17 protein-coding genes and 1 pseudogene are annotated in these 16,495 nt (G+C 66.5%); 11 read left to right on the top strand and 7 right to left on the bottom strand.

Annotation, left to right across the window (positions count from 1 at the left end; all coding sequences use genetic code 11):
* Positions 1-152 precede the first annotated feature (152 nt).
* Positions 153-374, bottom strand: coding sequence for a hypothetical protein (locus QRN19_RS09355; RefSeq protein WP_285026536.1), 222 nt, complete (start codon positions 372-374; stop codon positions 153-155).
* A gap of 26 nt (positions 375-400) precedes the next feature.
* Positions 401-823: a hypothetical protein gene (locus QRN19_RS09350; protein ID WP_285026535.1), complete on the bottom strand. Its 423-nt coding sequence runs from the start codon at positions 821-823 to the stop codon at positions 401-403.
* Between the two features lie 188 nt (positions 824-1,011).
* Between QRN19_RS09350 and QRN19_RS09345 the strand changes: the two genes are divergently transcribed.
* The gene (locus QRN19_RS09345; protein ID WP_285026534.1) at positions 1,012-1,461 is read left to right on the top strand and encodes a hypothetical protein; all 450 of its coding nucleotides are present in this window, start codon (positions 1,012-1,014) and stop codon (positions 1,459-1,461) included.
* Here QRN19_RS09345 and QRN19_RS09340 read toward each other — a convergent pair.
* Both QRN19_RS09340 and QRN19_RS09335 read right to left on the bottom strand, forming a co-directional pair.
* A complete protein-coding gene (locus QRN19_RS09340; protein WP_285026761.1) occupies positions 1,433-1,882 on the bottom strand; it encodes a VOC family protein in 450 nt (149 codons plus the stop codon). The genes QRN19_RS09345 and QRN19_RS09340 overlap by 29 nt on opposite strands.
* A gap of 24 nt (positions 1,883-1,906) precedes the next feature.
* Positions 1,907-2,752 (bottom strand): annotated as a pseudogene (locus tag QRN19_RS09335) (LysR family transcriptional regulator); the annotation flags it as partial.
* Positions 2,753-2,912: 160 nt separating this feature from the next.
* On the opposite strand from QRN19_RS09335, the gene tdh reads away from it, so the two are divergent.
* Both tdh and QRN19_RS09325 read left to right on the top strand, forming a co-directional pair.
* Positions 2,913-4,025: an L-threonine 3-dehydrogenase gene (tdh, locus tag QRN19_RS09330; RefSeq protein WP_285026533.1), complete on the top strand. Its 1,113-nt coding sequence runs from the start codon at positions 2,913-2,915 to the stop codon at positions 4,023-4,025.
* A 49-nt stretch (positions 4,026-4,074) separates the two neighbouring features.
* Positions 4,075-5,244: a glycine C-acetyltransferase gene (locus QRN19_RS09325; RefSeq protein WP_285026532.1), complete on the top strand. Its 1,170-nt coding sequence runs from the start codon at positions 4,075-4,077 to the stop codon at positions 5,242-5,244.
* A 13-nt stretch (positions 5,245-5,257) separates the two neighbouring features.
* Here the strand turns inward: QRN19_RS09325 and QRN19_RS09320 are convergent, their stop codons facing one another.
* Positions 5,258-5,758 carry a GNAT family N-acetyltransferase gene (locus tag QRN19_RS09320; RefSeq protein ID WP_502928110.1) on the bottom strand — a complete coding sequence of 167 codons (501 nt, stop codon included), beginning with the start codon at positions 5,756-5,758 and terminating at the stop codon, positions 5,258-5,260.
* 56 nt (positions 5,759-5,814) lie between these two features.
* The gene (locus tag QRN19_RS09315) at positions 5,815-5,997 is read right to left on the bottom strand and encodes a hypothetical protein (RefSeq protein ID WP_285026530.1); all 183 of its coding nucleotides are present in this window, start codon (positions 5,995-5,997) and stop codon (positions 5,815-5,817) included.
* Positions 5,998-6,295: 298 nt separating this feature from the next.
* Here QRN19_RS09315 and QRN19_RS09310 point away from each other — a divergent pair, with 298 nt between their 5' ends.
* The 6 genes from QRN19_RS09310 to QRN19_RS09285 all read left to right on the top strand — a co-directional run bounded on the left by QRN19_RS09310 (position 6,296) and on the right by QRN19_RS09285 (position 12,867).
* Entirely contained in the window at positions 6,296-6,841 is a 546-nt protein-coding gene (locus tag QRN19_RS09310) for a type 2 periplasmic-binding domain-containing protein (protein WP_285026528.1), read from the top strand.
* A 25-nt stretch (positions 6,842-6,866) separates the two neighbouring features.
* The gene (locus tag QRN19_RS09305; protein ID WP_285026527.1) at positions 6,867-8,141 is read left to right on the top strand and encodes a DUF6421 family protein; all 1,275 of its coding nucleotides are present in this window, start codon (positions 6,867-6,869) and stop codon (positions 8,139-8,141) included.
* The gene (locus tag QRN19_RS09300; protein ID WP_285026526.1) at positions 8,138-9,394 is read left to right on the top strand and encodes an ATP-grasp domain-containing protein; all 1,257 of its coding nucleotides are present in this window, start codon (positions 8,138-8,140) and stop codon (positions 9,392-9,394) included. The genes QRN19_RS09305 and QRN19_RS09300 overlap by 4 nt, the downstream gene beginning before the upstream one ends.
* Entirely contained in the window at positions 9,394-10,236 is an 843-nt protein-coding gene (locus tag QRN19_RS09295) for an aminotransferase class IV (RefSeq protein ID WP_285026525.1), read from the top strand. The genes QRN19_RS09300 and QRN19_RS09295 overlap by 1 nt, the downstream gene beginning before the upstream one ends.
* A complete protein-coding gene (locus QRN19_RS09290) occupies positions 10,226-11,605 on the top strand; it encodes an ATP-grasp domain-containing protein (RefSeq protein WP_285026524.1) in 1,380 nt (459 codons plus the stop codon). The genes QRN19_RS09295 and QRN19_RS09290 overlap by 11 nt, the downstream gene beginning before the upstream one ends.
* A gap of 80 nt (positions 11,606-11,685) precedes the next feature.
* Complete coding sequence (locus QRN19_RS09285) at positions 11,686-12,867, top strand: MFS transporter (RefSeq protein WP_285026522.1); 1,182 nt, start codon at positions 11,686-11,688, stop codon at positions 12,865-12,867.
* A gap of 65 nt (positions 12,868-12,932) precedes the next feature.
* On the opposite strand, the gene QRN19_RS09280 is transcribed toward QRN19_RS09285, so the two are convergent.
* Entirely contained in the window at positions 12,933-14,111 is a 1,179-nt protein-coding gene (locus QRN19_RS09280; protein WP_285026521.1) for a Fic family protein, read from the bottom strand.
* Positions 14,112-14,264: 153 nt separating this feature from the next.
* Here QRN19_RS09280 and QRN19_RS09275 point away from each other — a divergent pair, with 153 nt between their 5' ends.
* Together QRN19_RS09275 and QRN19_RS09270 are read left to right on the top strand one after the other, a co-directional pair.
* Positions 14,265-15,074, top strand: coding sequence for a MerR family DNA-binding transcriptional regulator (locus tag QRN19_RS09275; RefSeq protein ID WP_285026520.1), 810 nt, complete (start codon positions 14,265-14,267; stop codon positions 15,072-15,074).
* A 59-nt stretch (positions 15,075-15,133) separates the two neighbouring features.
* The gene (locus tag QRN19_RS09270; RefSeq protein ID WP_285026519.1) at positions 15,134-16,456 is read left to right on the top strand and encodes a GNAT family N-acetyltransferase; all 1,323 of its coding nucleotides are present in this window, start codon (positions 15,134-15,136) and stop codon (positions 16,454-16,456) included.
* Positions 16,457-16,495: the final 39 nt, after the last annotated feature.

Below are 16,495 nucleotides of genomic sequence, written 5' to 3'. Positions count from 1 at the left end.
ACCACCGACTCCGAGCGGACCCGCTGGTGTTGGGGTTCGTGTGGCCGTCGATGGCCCAGCACGCAAGCTGACCCTGCAACGTTCCGGCAGTGCGGCGAGCGACCGGTCGCTCGCCGCACCGTCACGTGTCGGTCACGCTCATACGAGTCGTCTCACCGCGTGGGGGCACCGCCCTCGGAACACGCCCCTCGTTCGGTGTCTTGTTCCGTCGGCGCGGCATCACGCTCTCGCGTCGGCGGACCTGATCGCGCAGCGATGATCGCCAGGATCGTCAGTGCCCCAGCCATGGCGATGCCGATTCCGGGGGTGCCGTCTTCGCCGACTGAGGTCGTCAGGGCGAAGGCCGCGAAGATGATCGAGATGACGATCAGCATCCGCCTGATCTGTTCCGGAGACATCCTCATGACATCGCGTAGAACTGGTTCTCGAACCCCACCATGAACGTGCCACCGAGTGCGGGGCCGAGTGCGGTCACGACGGTTGCACGCACCGTCCACTTGATCGATTGGTACTCGGCATTGCGGAGGCCCGCGTAGTAGGCTTTCCGCGCTGCCTCGGTTCCCATCGCATGCGCCGACCCACCCATGGCGATCACGGCGATGATGATCGCGATGACGGGAACGGCTTGAGTATCGACGTCGCTCGTGCTGACGTCGACCAGAGCCTCGTCTTCCGATACCTGTGTCGTGGCGCTCGACGAGTGAGCTGGATCCTCGTCGGTCAGCTGCGTCGCTCCCGCGCTCATTGCACTGGTGATGGTCAGGGCTGCCGCCAGGCCGAGGCCCGTGCAGGTACTGACCATGCTGCGCTTCATCGTGTTCATGCTCACTCCCTTGACTTCATCGACCGATTTGGCCGTGGCAAGAATGTAGAATGTTAAATTCCATCCCGGAACCCCTCACTTCTGGGGACGCACGATCGCATCTCGCAGCGGATCCCAGAGAAGCCACCGTGTGGCTCATGCCACCGGCGCATTGATGGCATCTCTCCCCCGCGCCAAGCGTCGATGAGATGTCGCCGGTATCGGCCGATCCGCAGCGAGGGGAGGAGTCTGGTGAGGAAGCCCTGGTACATCTCTTCACGGCGGCCGTGGCGTGCGCCATCATGCTGACGTGGTTGGCTCAAGCGGTTCTCTGGCAGGAGCTCCCGCGGCCCATCGCCAGCGCGGTCTATGCGGCCATCACCATTTCGGCAGGCCTGGGTTCAAGAATGCTCCGGGAGCATCTCCTCGCGGGGCATCGCGTCGACAAGTCGGGAGGTGTGGTGCGCGACCGGAACGTCACCGCTCGGGCTGGGAGCTTCAACGATCTCCTGCTCGTCTGCCTCGGGCTCGGCGGAGTCTTCCTGCTCAGCGGCAACACCATCGCCGCGCTCGGCTGCGTCGGCATGGTCATCATCGCGATCGTCAGCGTCGAAATACGGGCGGCGCTACTCAGGCGACGTCAGCCCGCGCATCGCTGACTGCAGGTCCAGCGACCACCTCCACCTTGAACCCCGCGTCGTTCTCGAGCCAGCCCGCATAGTGCTGCTCGCCACCGGCGTGCGGGTAGCGGTCCTGGTAGAGGGGTCGCCAGCCGTGCTCAGGACCCGCCGCCATGATCGCGTCGACGGCCTCCCGCGTGCCGCCGCGGAACGCGAGATGGTTCACGCCCGGACGTCGCCGATCGTGCGACTCCGCTCTGAGGTTCGGCGACGCCGTCAGCGTGACGTAGGTGCCGCCGGCCTCCCAGGACTCGCCGCCCGGCCATTCGCTCTCCTGGGAGAACCCGACACCAGACAGCAGCCAGGCCCAGCTCGCACGCTCCGACTCCACGTCTGCGAGCCACACCTCGACGTGATGCAGCCCGGGCCCGACCGGCGCCGACGGACGCTCCCGCTGCAGCGCATCAGCTCCGTCCTGCAGCCGCTCGAGCGTCCCCGCCACCGCTACCCGAGCCAGCGCGTGCGGCCGCGCGAGCACGTCGATGTTGCGGGCGATCCGCACGTCCTCGAGCGGCACCAGCACCAGCCGCGGGTCGGCCCGCGGCGCCGTGTACCTCGGGAACAACGCCAGCAGTTCCCCGCCCACGATCAGCGACGCCGCCAGGTGGTAGTCGTTCACCCGATGCGCGCGATGGAACCGCACGCCAGCCGTCGCCTCGACCACCCCGAGCGCGACATCCGGCGCGAAGCCAGCGTGGGCAGCGATCCATGACTCGTCCGTGAGCTCGACCGCCGACACCGATGACCGGCTCGCGAGCGGATGGTCCACCGACATCGCCACATCGAACGGCTCGCTCAGCAGCGTCGTCACCGACAGCTGCTCCGACGGCCACGGCTCGTCATGGTCCATCCGGTGCGCGATGACGAGGTCGTACTGGTCGACGAGCTCGGCGAACTCGGGTTGCGCGACATCATGCTCCCCGAACACCAGCGACGGTCCGCCATCGGCGTCCTCCAGCAACCCCGGCAGCAAGGCCTGCCCGGCACTCTGGAACGCCGCCACCCGCACCCGCGCCCCGGTGTCGTCGCCGTACTCGCGCACCGTCTCGGCCGCACGGTCGATCAGCGTGTGCACCGTCCCCGCCATCTCGGCCAGTGCCATGCCCGCCTCGGTCAGACGGATCTCGCGCCCCACCCGATACGTCAGCGCGACGCCGAGCTCTCGATGCAGGGCGGCCAGCTGCTGCGAGATCGCCGGCGCTGTCACGTGCAGGTGCCGCGCGACCGCCGCGATCGTGCCGCGCTCGGCCAGTTCACGCATGATCCGCATCTGAGAGAGATTCATCAGCTCAAGCTAACTGGTCGCGTGGAAACCCTCAATATTCATGACGGATCGATCTGACTACGTTGGTCACCAGGACAGCGCAAGGGCGCCCGTCCGCGACAGCCGGCCCCACCGGCCGCCGCCGCTCCCGCAGGAAGGAACGCCGTTGCTCGCCCTCTGGAAACGACCCGACACCGCCGGTTTCGAACTCGTCGAGCGCGCGATGCCGGCCATGGGTTCCGACGACGTCCTCATCCGAGTCCACCGCACCGGCATCTGCGGCACCGACCTCCACATCGAGTCGTGGGACCCGTGGGCGGCCGGCGCGGTCGACGCCCCGCTCGTCCCCGGCCACGAGTTCTCGGGTGAGGTCGTCGAGGTCGGCAGCCGCGTCGAAGCGATCCCTGTTGGCGCAGCGGTCTCCGGCGAGGGCCACCTCGTCTGCGGCACGTGCCGCAACTGCCGCTCGGGCCGCCGCCACCTCTGCCGCCACACGCGCGGCCTCGGCGTCAACCTCGACGGCGCCTTCGCCGAGTACGTCGTCCTGCCGGCCACCAACGTCTGGGTCCACGGCGACCAGGTCACGCCCGACCTCGGCGCCCTCTTCGACCCCCTCGGCAACGCCGTCCACACCGCCCTCAGCTTCCCGATCCTCGGCGAAGACGTCCTCATCACCGGCTGCGGACCCATCGGCCTCATGGCCATCGCCGTCTGCCGGGTCGCCGGGGCGCGCAACATCGTCGCGACCGACGTCGTCGCCGACCGCCTCGAGAAGGCGCTCGCCGTCGGGGCGGACCGCGTGGTCGACGTCTCGAAGGAGCGGGTCGCCGACGCCCAGGCCGAGCTCGGCATGCTCGAGGGCTTCGACATCGGCCTCGAGATGTCCGGACAGGCCGCCGCCGCGAGCGAACTCATCGAGAACCTCAACACCGGCGGCAAGGTCGCGCTCCTCGGTCTCCCCTCGACCAACATCGAGATCGACTGGACCAAGGTCATCACCCGCATGATCACCATCAAGGGCATCTACGGCCGCGAGATGTTCGACACCTGGCACCACGCGAGCGCGATGGTCGACCACAGCCCCGAGCTCCGTAACGCCCTCGAGTCGCTCGTCACCGCACGCTTCCCGCTGGCCTCCTGGCAGGACGCGTTCGACACTGCGCGCGGGGGAGCGGCGGGCAAGGTGCTCATCGACTGGACCGACACCCGCGACGTCGTCATCACCGGCGTCATCGACGAACAGGCACCGGTCGCCGCCCACGCCGCGACCGCCGCCTGAGCGACCGCCACACGCAGCTCAACCGCCCACTCGACCCCGAGGAGACGACATGTACGGCACCATCAAGACGCAGCTGCGCGACCAGCTCGACCGCATCGAGGCCGACGACCTCACCAAGCGCGAGTTCGCGATCACGTCCCGCCAGGGCAGTCACGTGACGATCGACGGCCGCGAGGTGCGGAACTTCTGCGCCAACAACTACCTGGGCCTCGCCAACGAGCCCTCGATCGTCGAAGCCGCCAAGCTGGCGCTCGACGAGTGGGGCTACGGGCTCGCAAGCGTCCGCTTCATCTGCGGCACCCAGCAGATCCACCGCGACCTCGAGCAGGAGCTGAGCGCCTTCCTCGGCACGGAGGACACCATCCTGTTCTCCTCCTGCTTCGACGCGAACGGAGCGGTCTTCGGTGCGCTGTTCGGCGAGCACGACGCGATCATCTCCGACGCGCTCAACCACGCGTCGCTCATCGACGGCATCCGTCTGAGCAAGGCCCGCCGCCTGCGCTACCGCAACCGCAACATGGCCGATCTCGAGCAGCAGCTGATGAACGCCGCTGACGCGCGTCGCACCGTGATCGTCACCGACGGCGTGTTCTCGATGGACGGCTTCTACGCCCCGCTGGACGAGATCTGCGACCTCGCCGACCGTTACGGCGCGCTGGTCCTCGTCGACGACTCGCACGCCGTCGGCTTCGTCGGCCCGGGCGGTCGTGGAACGCCCGAGCTGTTCGGGGTGCAGGACCGCGTCGACATCCTCACCGGCACCCTCGGCAAGGCGCTCGGCGGTGCGTCGGGCGGGTATGTGAGTGCGAAGCAGGAGATCGTCGACGTGCTGCGGCAGTCGGGTCGGCCCTACCTGTTCTCGAACAGCCTGGCGCCGTCGCTCGTCGCCGGGGCGCGTCGGGCCGTCGAGCTCGCGGCGGAGGGTGACGAGCTGCGCGAGGGACTGTTCCGCAAGGCGGACCTGTTCCGTGCCCGCATGACCGAGGAGGGCTTCCGTCTGCTGGAAGGCTCGCACCCGATCATCCCGGTGATGTTCGACGACGAGCAGCAGGCGGTGCAGGTCGCGGCGCGGATGCTGGAGCAGGGCATCTACGTGATCCCGTTCAGCTTCCCCGTGGTGCCCCGCGGCGAGGCCCGCATCCGCGTCCAGATCAGTGCCGCGCACAGCGAGCAGGACATCGAGGACTGCGTCGCGGCGTTCGTGGCGGCGCGGGGGTAGGTGCGGCGGCTACTCAGCGAGGGTGATCGGCGTCGCTGGAGGCGGACGTCTCACGAAGTCGCATGCTCAGCACGTGCCGCACCGACCCGTCTGCTCCGCGGTCGTCGTCCACGCGGCGCATGCCGATCTTCTCCGCCACGCGCGACGACGCCCGGTTGTCAGGGTGGACGATCGCGACGAGCTCGAGCGAGTCCGAGTGCTCGCGGGCGAAGTCACGGCTGGCGGCGGCGGCCTCGGTCGCGAACCCTCGACCCTGCCAGGCGGGGCTCACGTGGTACCCGACCTCGAGCTTCAGCTCGCCGTTGACCCGCTGCCACGTCAGGCCGCAGTCCCCGACGAACTCGCCGTCGTGGGTCTCGATGATCCACAGTCCGAGGCCGTACTGGGCGTAATTGTCTTCGTTCCAGGCGATCCACGCCGCGGCCTGCTCGCGGGTCTTCGGCGCCGGGTAGAACTGCATGACCGCAGGATCAACGAGGAGGTTCGCCATGTCGTCGAGGTCCGCTGGCGTCATGCGCCGGAACCTGAGGTGCTCCGTGTCGCGGGGAAGTGACATCGATCGTCCCGCCTCTACTGCGGCATGCCGCGTCCTGCGGCGGCTCGGCGCTCGGCCTGTGTCTCCGCGTGGTGCTTCCGAAGCGCTGACAGGACCGCGGTCCGGATGATGAAAATCCACAGCAGCACGAACAGGATGAGGCCGAGCAACCAGGCGGTGACGGAGAAGATGGTGAATGCGGTGGGATCGATGTTCACGCGTGAAGGCTACCGGTTGGCCGAAGGCTGCGTGGTCCGCTGAGCGGTGTTGCGGTCGCTCACCGACGGACTTGCCCGGGACCTCGCGGAGGTGCCACCGTCTTCGGGCCTCACAGCGAGGAGGCGGCGAAACAGCAACAGTCGTCCATTAACCTTCTGATACTTGATATATGTTATTTGACCACCTTATGCTCGATCTCGCTGGCTCCGAGCACTCTGGATGCCATCTCGCATCGTGCCGGGGAGCCTCCGTAAAGCAGACACCCCCAATGCACGAGTCCAACATCGGGGGAAGTACGTGGAGCCGCAGTATCTCGGCACGATCAGTCGCATTCATACCTTGGGCCCGGAAGGCTCGAATCTCGAGGCGGCTGCGTGGAAGTGGCTGAGCGATCATCAGGTGACGGGCCGTGTGGAGCTTCACAGCAGTGTGGAGCGAGCGGTCCAGGCGCTCGAAGATGCGTCGCAAGCAGTCATGGCTTGCGCTGCCTACCCGGCTCTCCATGACCTCGTGTTCAGCAACCTTGGGGAGCTGACGATCATCGACACCTTTCTCATGCCGACGCACTCGATGGTCCTCGCGCGCCCCGAAGCGACTGAAGGTGCGGTCATCTCCACCTGCGCGGCTCACCCCGCGCCGCGAGCACTCGTTCCAGGTGCGGTCAGGTGGATCTTGAGCAGCAGCAACTCGCAAGCAGCATCCGATTGCGCGGCTGGCCTCGCCGACTCGTGTATCACCACACAAGCGGCGGCTGACCGCTTCGGGCTGACGACACTCATCGACCATGGCCCTGTCGACATGGCTTTCACCTTGCACGCTCACCCGTCTATCCGCACGCTCTGACGGCCGACCAAAGAAGAGGACCAACATGCTCGAAACCGGCTTGGAGAACTTGATCCGGCCTGCAAACGCGGCCACAGCGGACGTTCTTCGCGACCAGGTGGTGCCGCTCGTCGATGCGTTTCGCCTGCGCCAAACTGCCCAGGGGGTCATCCCTGATCCGACCGATTCTGACCGAGAGCTACTGACGCGTATCCGCGACCATGTCGTCGCAGCGTTCGGGGACATCGGCCGGGACGTTCAGGCGCAAGCCTTCGCGGACGACGTTGCCGATTGGCTCGATCGAGGACTCGACGAGAAGCCATACTTCGACCGATCGCGTGATGCCTTCTCCCGTGTCGGCGACGGCGAAGCTGCCCTCTTCGTCGGCGTCACTCGCGCGACGAACAGCACGACACCCTCTGGGGTCCGACTTGAGCTGTTCTTCATCCAGCGCCATCAGTCCAGGCTGCTGGCCGAGGTGGAATCGGCTTACCCGCACGACAACGACGTGCACATGGACGTGATTCTGCTCGCTGGTTCCAAGGGGTTCACGCTCGGTAACTGCCTGGTCTTCTTCCCAGAGAGTGTTGCCGCGGTCCGACCGATCGAGCGTCAGTCCTACGCCGTCTTCTTCTTCAGCAAGTTCCTCGACATCCACCGCACGATCGCGGCCGCAAATGCAGGCCTCCTACTGGGCGATCCCAACCGCTTTTCGAGCTCAGCCGGGCTCGACGAGTACCTCTGCTTTCAAGTGCGAAGCCTGTGGGGGTATCTGCACGACCGTGCACACTTCTCGGGCCCATGGTCCATGGCCGATAACGCGGTGCTCAAGATGCACTGGTTCATCGGGGTGATTGAAGAGATCAAGGTCGACGTCAAGCTGCTACTGATGGCGCGTGAAGGTGACGTTCCCTACTTCGACGAGCTCTTCAGCATGATCTTGCTTGAACGGATATTCCGTTATCCACTGGAGCCTCGCCCCGAGCGAAACTTCGACGCGGGCACTGGCGTCTTCCTGTTCTCGTACCTGCAAGAGCGCGGAGCTCTGGAGATCCGCGATGGGGTGATCGGTATCGACCAAGGCGGCGCGGTCGAGGCATTGCGTGCGTTGGTCGCGGATATTGAAGCGCTGGAACGTGACTCATCGTCGCCTGACGAGTACCGCTGGAACGCGACCCAGATGGTGCGCCGGCACCTCGTCGAAAGTACTGTCGCGGGTGACAAATATGCGCTCACCGATGAACAGCGCATTCTTCGCCGCCACGTCGAACATTTCGATGCCGTACCCCCATTGGACTTCAGCAGAACACCCTCCGCATGACCGGGGAGCATCAACCGGAAGTTGTCGTCGTCGTTCATCCACGACGACGCTTCGACGGATTCATCTCGAGTGCGCGGAAGCTCGGATGCCGCGTGGTCGTGATTCCTCGCGAAGACGAGTCCTCCGATTGGGATCTCGGAGAACACAGTGCGAATGTCGAGATTGCGCACTGGTCGGGGCCGATCGGAGGAACGGAGTTCGTCGAGTTCTTGAGTGACGTCATCGGTCGATTTCGCGCATCCGGCATTTTCGGCATGCATGAGGCCTCGCTACCGGCGGTGAGTCGTGCCGCAGCGATGCATCAGCTGCCCGGACTGCCGGTTCGGGTCATCTCACGCCTGCGAGACAAAGGGGCTATGCGGTCGGCTTTGGCGCGTAGCGGACTACCCAGCCCGAGATACTGCTCGGGGCCCGCAGGTGAAGCGTTGCTCGCCGAAGCCAAGTCACTCGACCTGCCGGTGGTCGTCAAACCATCGAACGGGTTCTCGAGTACAGGGGTCGAGCTTGTGATCAATCACGATGAGCTTGCTCATGCGATTGTCCGGTCGGCCGCCGCGATGACCGATCTCGGTCCGTCGACCGAGGTGGTCGTCGAGGAGTTCATCGCAGGGCCGGAGTTCGCGGTCGAAGCCATGACCTTCGCCGGAGCAAGCCGCATCCTGTCCATCGGATACAAAGGACAGCCCCAGGGTCCGTTCTTCGAGGAGTCGATCTACCAGATCCCGTCAGGCCTGGACCTGAAAAGCGAGAACGACATCCGCCGAGTCGTTCTGGAGGCACACCGAGCGCTTGATATTGACAGTGGTCCGACGCACACCGAGCTCCGTCTCGATGCGGACGGCACCCCTCACATCTTGGAGATCGGCGCCCGCATCGGCGGTTCAGGTGTCTCGGCCGCCCTCGTGAGCGCCGCGACCGGGATCGACTTCTTCGCGGAGGTACTCGCGGCCGCCACCGGGCGGCGCCCGAGCGTGTTCGATCACGAGACGACCTCGGTGGTGCAAGCAGCCGGTAACTACATCGTGCCGTGTCGCGGCAGCGGCGTGATCCAGGAGATTCGAGGACTTGATCTGGTGAGCCAGCGATCAGCCGTTCTCGACGTCGTCCAAATGATGTGGCCCGGTGAAGTCATCCTCCCCTACCCGGCCTTCAGTGGGTACCCGGCCTTCGTTCTTTCTGCACACGCGGATCTCGGTGAGCTACGAGACTTCCACCAGCAACTCGACGCCGACATCTCGGTTGTGTACGCATGATGGCTCAGAAGCAGTTGTGGGTGGATGGCCGGATTCTCCCCGCGGAGCATGCCACGGTTTCGGTGATGTCCCACGCCCTCCATTACGCGGGGGCGGTCTATGAGGGCGTTCGGGTCTACGGCGGCCGGGCCTTCGAGCTTGATCGTCACGTCTCGCGCCTCGTCGCTTCGGCTGAGCATCTCGGATTCGGGTTGCCACTCGACGGGCGACGGATCAGCCTCGAGATCGAGAGCTATCTCGCGGTGCTCGACGTGAGCGACTGCTACCTCCGGATCATCGCTTGGCGCGGAGAAGCGCTGGGGCTCGGTGGAGGCGGGGCGCCCGTCCATCTTGCATTCGCTGCGGTGGTGTGGTCTGCTCCGTTCGACACCCGAGATGGCATCGACCTCAGCTGGTCGCGGTGGCGGAGGCCGGCTCCGGACACTCTTCCGGTTCTCGCAAAATGCTCGACGGTCTACACGATCGGCACACTTGCCGCACGCGAAGCGCGCCAGGCGGGTGCCGACGACGCGCTGTTCACGACGCATGACGGCCGGCTTGCGGATGTCACGGGAGCGAATGTCTTCCTCGTCTTCGGCTCGACCTTGGTGACGCCAATCGCAGACACGTTTCTCGGAGGTATCACGAGACGCACAATCCTGAACGGTGCGGAGTCCTTGAGCTTGCGAACGGTTGAGCGCCATGTCCAGCCGAGTGAGGTGTTCGAGGCGGATGAGGCCTTCGTCTGTGGCACTGCGTACGAGGTCGTCCCGGTCCGGAGCGTGAACGGGCACGTGCTGCCGAAGACAGACATAGGACGGATTGTGCAGCAGTGGTACTTGGAGAGGGTTCATGACCGATAGCTCGAACGCCCGCGACCGCGACCTCGCCGGTTCACGCCTCTTGATGATCGGGCTCGACTGGCCGGCGGTCGATACTGCAGCAGCCCTCGGCGTCGAGACGGTGGTCATCTGCTCACGAGCCAGTGCGCGAGCTGGGCTTCGAGAACTTGGAGACTTGCCAGTCCTGCTGGTCGAGGACCACAGTCGACTCGACGATTGTCTCGCCGCTCTGATTCTTGCCGGCTCGCGTCCCGAGCAGTTTGACGGTGTCTACACGACGGACGAGTTCGCGCTCGGCGCCTGCAACGCGCTCGCCGCGCTCGCCGACACGTCGCGGCTCACCCGCTCGGGTGATATCTCGGTCTTTCGCGACAAGCGCATACAGAAGAGCGCGGTCCAGGCAGCGGGGATCGCGACCGCCGCGCATTGGCCGATTCCAGATGTGCGGACCTTCGACGCCGGTTCAGTGCCCTGGCCGGGCTCGTACGTCTTGAAGCCGGCAGCCCGCGCAGGGACGATGCACACCCGAATCGTCCGGGATGAGCCCGAGCTCCGTGCCGCACTGATCGCCCTTGGCGAGTCCGACGCCGGTGACAAGGACTTCCTTCTCGAATCGTGCATCGATGTCGCGAAGGAGTGGGTGGTCGACGGGATCGTCTTCGACGGTCGCATCGAGTTCCTCTCGATCAGTCACTACGGTGCTCCGCCGCTGCAATCGCTGAGTGCCGGTGCGCCGATGACGATGGTGAAGCTCGACCCGGCACAAGCGCCTGAGGCGTACCGGGATGTGTCGCCGATGGCCGAGTCGGCGTTGTCCGCCCTCGGTGCCTGGCGTGGGGCATTCCACATGGAGATCTTCTGGTCGCCAACCGACGGCTACGTCTTCGGCGAGTGCGCCCTCCGGCGTGGAGGGGCCTTCACGTTCGAGCAGCTACTCCTGAAGTACGGCTTCTCGATCGTCGAGGCAGCCATCCGCTGCGCGCTCGGGCGACCACCGCAGCAGCCGACCGCGACGCGTTCCGGCATCGTCGGCACGACGCAACTCCTGACGCCGGAGGGCACGATCCTGACGGTTCCGACACTTGACGAATTCCACCGCCAGAGCGGCGTCGAGTTCGCCCGGTACTTCCTCGCCCCCGGATCGGTGCTGCGGCACGGCGCTGCCCACGGAACGCACATTCGTACCGCGGAGGCACTCGTCACCGCGCCCGATCTCGCCCAGTTCGACGAGCGGATCCACCTGCTCCAGTCCTGGTTCGCAGACCAGGTCGCGATCGCACCACCGGCGTCGGACGCCGCCGGGCTTCGAGCCTGGCAACGCGCGCACTTCTCCGAGGCAGTGCGGTCGGAATCGACCTATGGTCTGCATGCTGGGTCAGGGGATCGGTGACCTCGCTGCTGCACGGTCTGCGCGCCGGCTGGCGTCTTCCGAACGATCTCAGTGACGGGGATCGGCGGACGGTCGTCGCCATGCTGTCCAACGGACTTACGAAAGCCCTGGCGCGCGGAGGATTCGTGGCGCTATCGGTCATCTACCTGTCCAGTGGGCTGCGGATCGATGAGCAGACGGTCGCGGTCGCCGTCTTCATCGCAGGGGCGTTCGGGCTTGCCGGGTCGCTCTTCGGCGGGTTCGTCGCCGACCACTTCAGCCCGAAGGCGGTCACCGTCGGTTCGTCGTGCGGAGTTGCACTCGGGTACGGCGTGCTCGTGTTCTGCGACGACTGGCTGATCGCTGTCATCGCGTTCAGCGTGGTGGCTGCATTCGACCGGAGCTCCGCTGCGACGCTCGCGACCTGGATCGGTCAGCGGCTGCCGACCGAGGCCGCGACGAGGTGTCGCGCTCTGATGCGTGCGGTCGGTAATCTCGGCATCGCGATCGGAGCCGCGCTCGCTGCGGTCGTCCTCGTACTTCCTGCGCCGATTCCATTCGGCGCAGCGTTCCTTGCCATGGCGGGAGCTGAGATGGGAGGGATCCTCCTGCTGCTGCGCGCTCCTCGGCCGAAGCCGATCGACGTCCAACGGATCGGGGGAGGGTCGCCGCTGTCGGTCTTCGGCAACCACGGATTCACGGTCTTCGTCCTCGGGATCGCCGCGCTGTCGTCGTTCTACCTGATCCTGGACTTCCTGTTGCCGCTGTGGGTGTCGACCGGGACTGAGGATCGCTACGTCCTCATCCCCGTCGCGATCGTCGTCAACACCGTCCTGGTCGTCCTGCTGCAGGTCCCGGTCTCGTCCCTCGCCGACACGCCCTCACGTTCGGCTCGTGCGCTCGGGCTCGCGGGCGGATTGCTGTTCGGCGCGACAGCGTTGTTCGCGGCCTCGACGCTGCTCCCTGACCTGCCGGGCGCTTCGCTGTTCTGCGGGGCTGTCGTCGTCCTCACTCTGGCCGAGCTGTTGACGTCGGCTGCCGGGTGGACCCTGAGCTACGCCTACGCGCCGCCGCATCGGATCGGCGCCTACCAGGGCGTCTTCGGCTTCGGAACGTCGCTCGGGGTCATGGTCGCGCCGGTCGCTCTGACGGCAATCGTCATCCGGCCATCGATCGGAGAAACCGCTGTCGGTTGGCTGATCCTCGGCGGTGCGTACGCGATGACCGGCGGTCTGCTGTGGGTTGCGGTGTCGCGCCGGTTCTCGGCCATCAAGCAGGGCTGATGATGCCTGGATTCACATTGCCGCCCAGTCCCGTCGGATCCTAAGATCGACATCCGTCCAGGGCGTCAACCGCGCCGCATGCTGCGCGTCGCGAACCCGTCGAGCGCTGCCAGAACGGGAGGCGCAGTCCAGAGACGGTTCCGCTGTCGCGACGAGCCGACCGTGAGGATGCCACGGTCGACGAGGGTGTCGAGCGCGTTGAAGGCCGTGCGATCTGAGGCGTCGAGATGTTCGCGCACGAGCCGACTGTTCATCACCGGATGTTCCAGTGCCAGTGCCGTGATGCGATGCGCGGCCGAATCGGCGCGGATGTCGCGCAAGGCCTGCTGCCATGCGGCCCGGATGGTCTCGATCTCCTCCACCAACGTCCGTCCGTTGGCGATCGCGAGGAACGCACCGTCGGCGAAGACGCGGACGATCGGCTCGACGTCGCCCTGCCGATAGCTGGTGAGTGCAGCGAAGTAGTCGTCACGCTGCTGCAGGATGCCGGCTGAGATGGGCACAGTGACCCCGCTGGTCAGTCCGACCCGCCGGAGGGCGGCCTGCACCAGCGCTCGACCGGTGCGCCCGTTGCCGTCAGGGAACGGGTGGATGGTCTCGAATTGCGCGTGAGCGACGGCGATCGCAGCGAGCGGGAGCGGTGCCGGTCGGAGGGAGTAGGCGATGAAGTCATCCATCGCCGCTGCGACACGGTCATGGTGCGGCGGAACGAAGTCTGCTTCATGCGGACCGAAATTGCCGCCCCCGATCCAGACCTGCTCGTCGCGATATCGGCCGGTGATCTCCGGTGCCGATGTGCCGAGGAGCTGCTCCTGCATGGCGATGATCGTCGTGTTGGAGAGCTCGTCCGATGCTGCGAGTGCTGCCTCGAGAGCTCGGACATTGGCGACGATGAGTGGCGCGTTCCCGGTGTCGCGCTCGTCCAACTCGGCCTCGGCGATCGCCTTCGCGCTGCTCGTCAGGTTCTCGATCTGCGAGCTCGACGCCGATTCGCTCCACAGCAGGATCGACGAGAAGGGCGCGGTGACGTGACCGACCTCGCTGTCGAAACGGATGATCCGTTCCTGCGCTTCGCCCAGCAGCTCCACGAGATCATCCGGCAAACGGATGTCGAGGTCCGCGATCGGCGGCGGGACCGCGGCGTCGTATGGCTGTGCGAGGAGCAGCCGCTCGCGCTTCGGCAACGCGTCGGGAGCGATACGCGACCGCCAGGGCCGCTGTTCATACGTGACAGCGGTCGTCATCGTCCCCTCCTGTTTCCCGGCCGAAGTTGCAGTTACGAGAGCCGTTAGTGAAGTTTAGGCGCTTATCCTTCACTAAAGGATCTTCGGGGTGCAGTTTGGACGCCGATGTCAGCGGTTTGACTCTCCCGTAGGGGGAGGCGTGATGCTTGAAGCATGTTGCACATCGGAGAGTTCGCAGGCATGACCGGGTTGAGCGTGAAGGCGCTCCGCCACTACGACGAGAAGGGCGTCCTGGTTCCGGCCGACGTCGATCCCGATTCCGGCTACCGCCGCTACGGCGAGGAGCAGGTGCGTTCAGGCGTGATCGTGAAGGCCCTCCGCGATGCCGGCGTCCCCCTCGCCGCGGTGGGTGTCTCCGTCGCAGGCGCCGACCCGTCGACCGCTCTCGACGTGCACCACCGCCTCGTCCTGGAGCAGCGGGAGCAGGAGGACCACGCGTTCGTGCAGGCCCGCTCGGTCGTCGTGTCGCTCGCGGCACCGGTCGAGATCGTCGAACGAGCGCTCCCACCCCAGCCCTACGTCGGCCGGGTGCTCACTGTGCCCCGCGGCGACGAGGACGCCGTGACGGACGACGACGCGAACGAGCAGTTCTCGCAGCTCTACGTCGCCCTGCAGGAGGCCGGCGTCGGCCCGACGGGCACGTTCTGGACCACGCTCCGACCGAGTGAGCAGGGGGCGGTCGAGATCGTCTGCTGCTGGCCGACCTCGTCGCAGCTCGAACCGACGTGGGGTGGTGACGAGACCACGGTCGAAGCGCTGCCCGAGCGGACCGAGCTCGCTGCGGTCTGGCGATCCGAACCCGGCGTCGAGCTCCCCGAGGGATCGACCCACCCCGCAGTGGTCGCCCTGTTCGACGCGATCGCGGAGCGCGGCATCACGATGCCGACCACCGAGCTGCGGCAGCGGGTGTTCGGCCAGACCGCCGACGAGTACACGGTCGAGGTGTCGATCACCCTGCCGTGAGGTCGCGGTCCCATCGCGCTTCCCGGGGGCGTGTCAGGCCAGGTCGTTAGGCTGGACTCGTGGCCAACAGCAAAGATTTCGACACCCGGTACGAGCTCCGTGAGTTCCCGTTCGCGAACGGGGCCGACGGCGAACCGACGCCCGAGAGCCTTGCAGCCCTCGACGCCATCGGGTTCGGCTTCCACGAGTCCACCCCGAAGCCGGAGGCGCGCAAGCGCAAGGTGAACGAGCTCATCGCCGACGAAGCGGTGCTGCTCGGCGCTTACGTCCGCAAGCCGCAGCCCGGTTCGGTCGACGAGACCTGGCCTGCCGGCACCTTCTCCTGGTTCCCGAAGGCGCTCAGCTGGGGCGACGGCACGAGCATCAACACGCAGGCGATCTCCGACGTCACGGTCCGCCCGACCGAACGCCGCCGAGGGATCCTGCGCCGCATGATGACGCAGGCACTCGAGCGTGGCGTCGCCGACGGCTATGCGATCGCGGCCCTCACCGCCAGCGAGGGCACCATCTACCGTCGCTTCGGGTTCGGCTCCGCGATCCGTGAGCGCAACGTCGTCGTGAAGCGCGCGAAGGCCCTGCCGTTCCTCGCGCCGACGAGCGGCATCGTATCCGTCGTCACGCCCGAGTACCTGGTCGACGGCGTCGCACGTCAGGTGTTCGACCGCTTCGACGAGCGCTCGATCGGGTCCATGGTCCGCAACACGGGGTCCTGGCCGCTGGTCCTCGGCACGCTGGGTCGCGACGGTGAACCGGCGAAGGACACCCGCGCCGCCGTGCACCGTCCCGCCGACGGCGAAGAGGTCGACGGCTACGTCACCTGGCGCATGGTCGAGCAGCCCGGCGGACAGACCGGCATCGAGATCATCGACCTCGTCTACGCGACCGACGCGGCCTACCTGTCGCTGTGGGAGTTCCTGCTCTCCATCGACCTCAACGACGTCGTGAAGTACAACCGCGCCAGGCTCGACGACCCGATCGTCTCGGCCCTCGGTGACAACCGCGCATACGACATCGAGCACGAAGAGGACCACGTGTGGCTGCGCGTCCTCGACCTCCCGGCCGTCCTCGCGTCGCGTCCGTTCGCAGTCGACGGCTCGTTGACGATCGCGGTGACCGACGCGCTCGGCTACGCGGCGGGCACCTTCCGCCTCGAGGTGGCCGGTGGTCGTGGAACCGCCACGAAGCTGAGCGACGAGACCGACGCGGCCGGCGCCGACCTCGCGCTCGACGTGGCCGACCTCGGTTCGCTCCTGCTCGGCGCGGTCTCCCCGGTGTCGCTCGCTGCTGCCGGTGTGCTGCAGGCGGCCGACCCTGCAGCGCCGCTCCTGCTGCGATCGATGCTCCAGACGCCGCGCGCGCCGCACGGGATCACCTTTTTCTAGGCGCTCCCGAGCAGCGACCCGCGGAACGTCGCGCCGTCG

Origin of the sequence: Plantibacter sp. ME-Dv--P-122b (assembly GCF_030209375.1) — a bacterium.
Classification (GTDB): domain Bacteria; phylum Actinomycetota; class Actinomycetes; order Actinomycetales; family Microbacteriaceae; genus Plantibacter.
The sequence above is the reverse complement of the archived record's forward strand: the minus strand, read 5'-3'. Positions and strand labels throughout refer to the sequence as shown.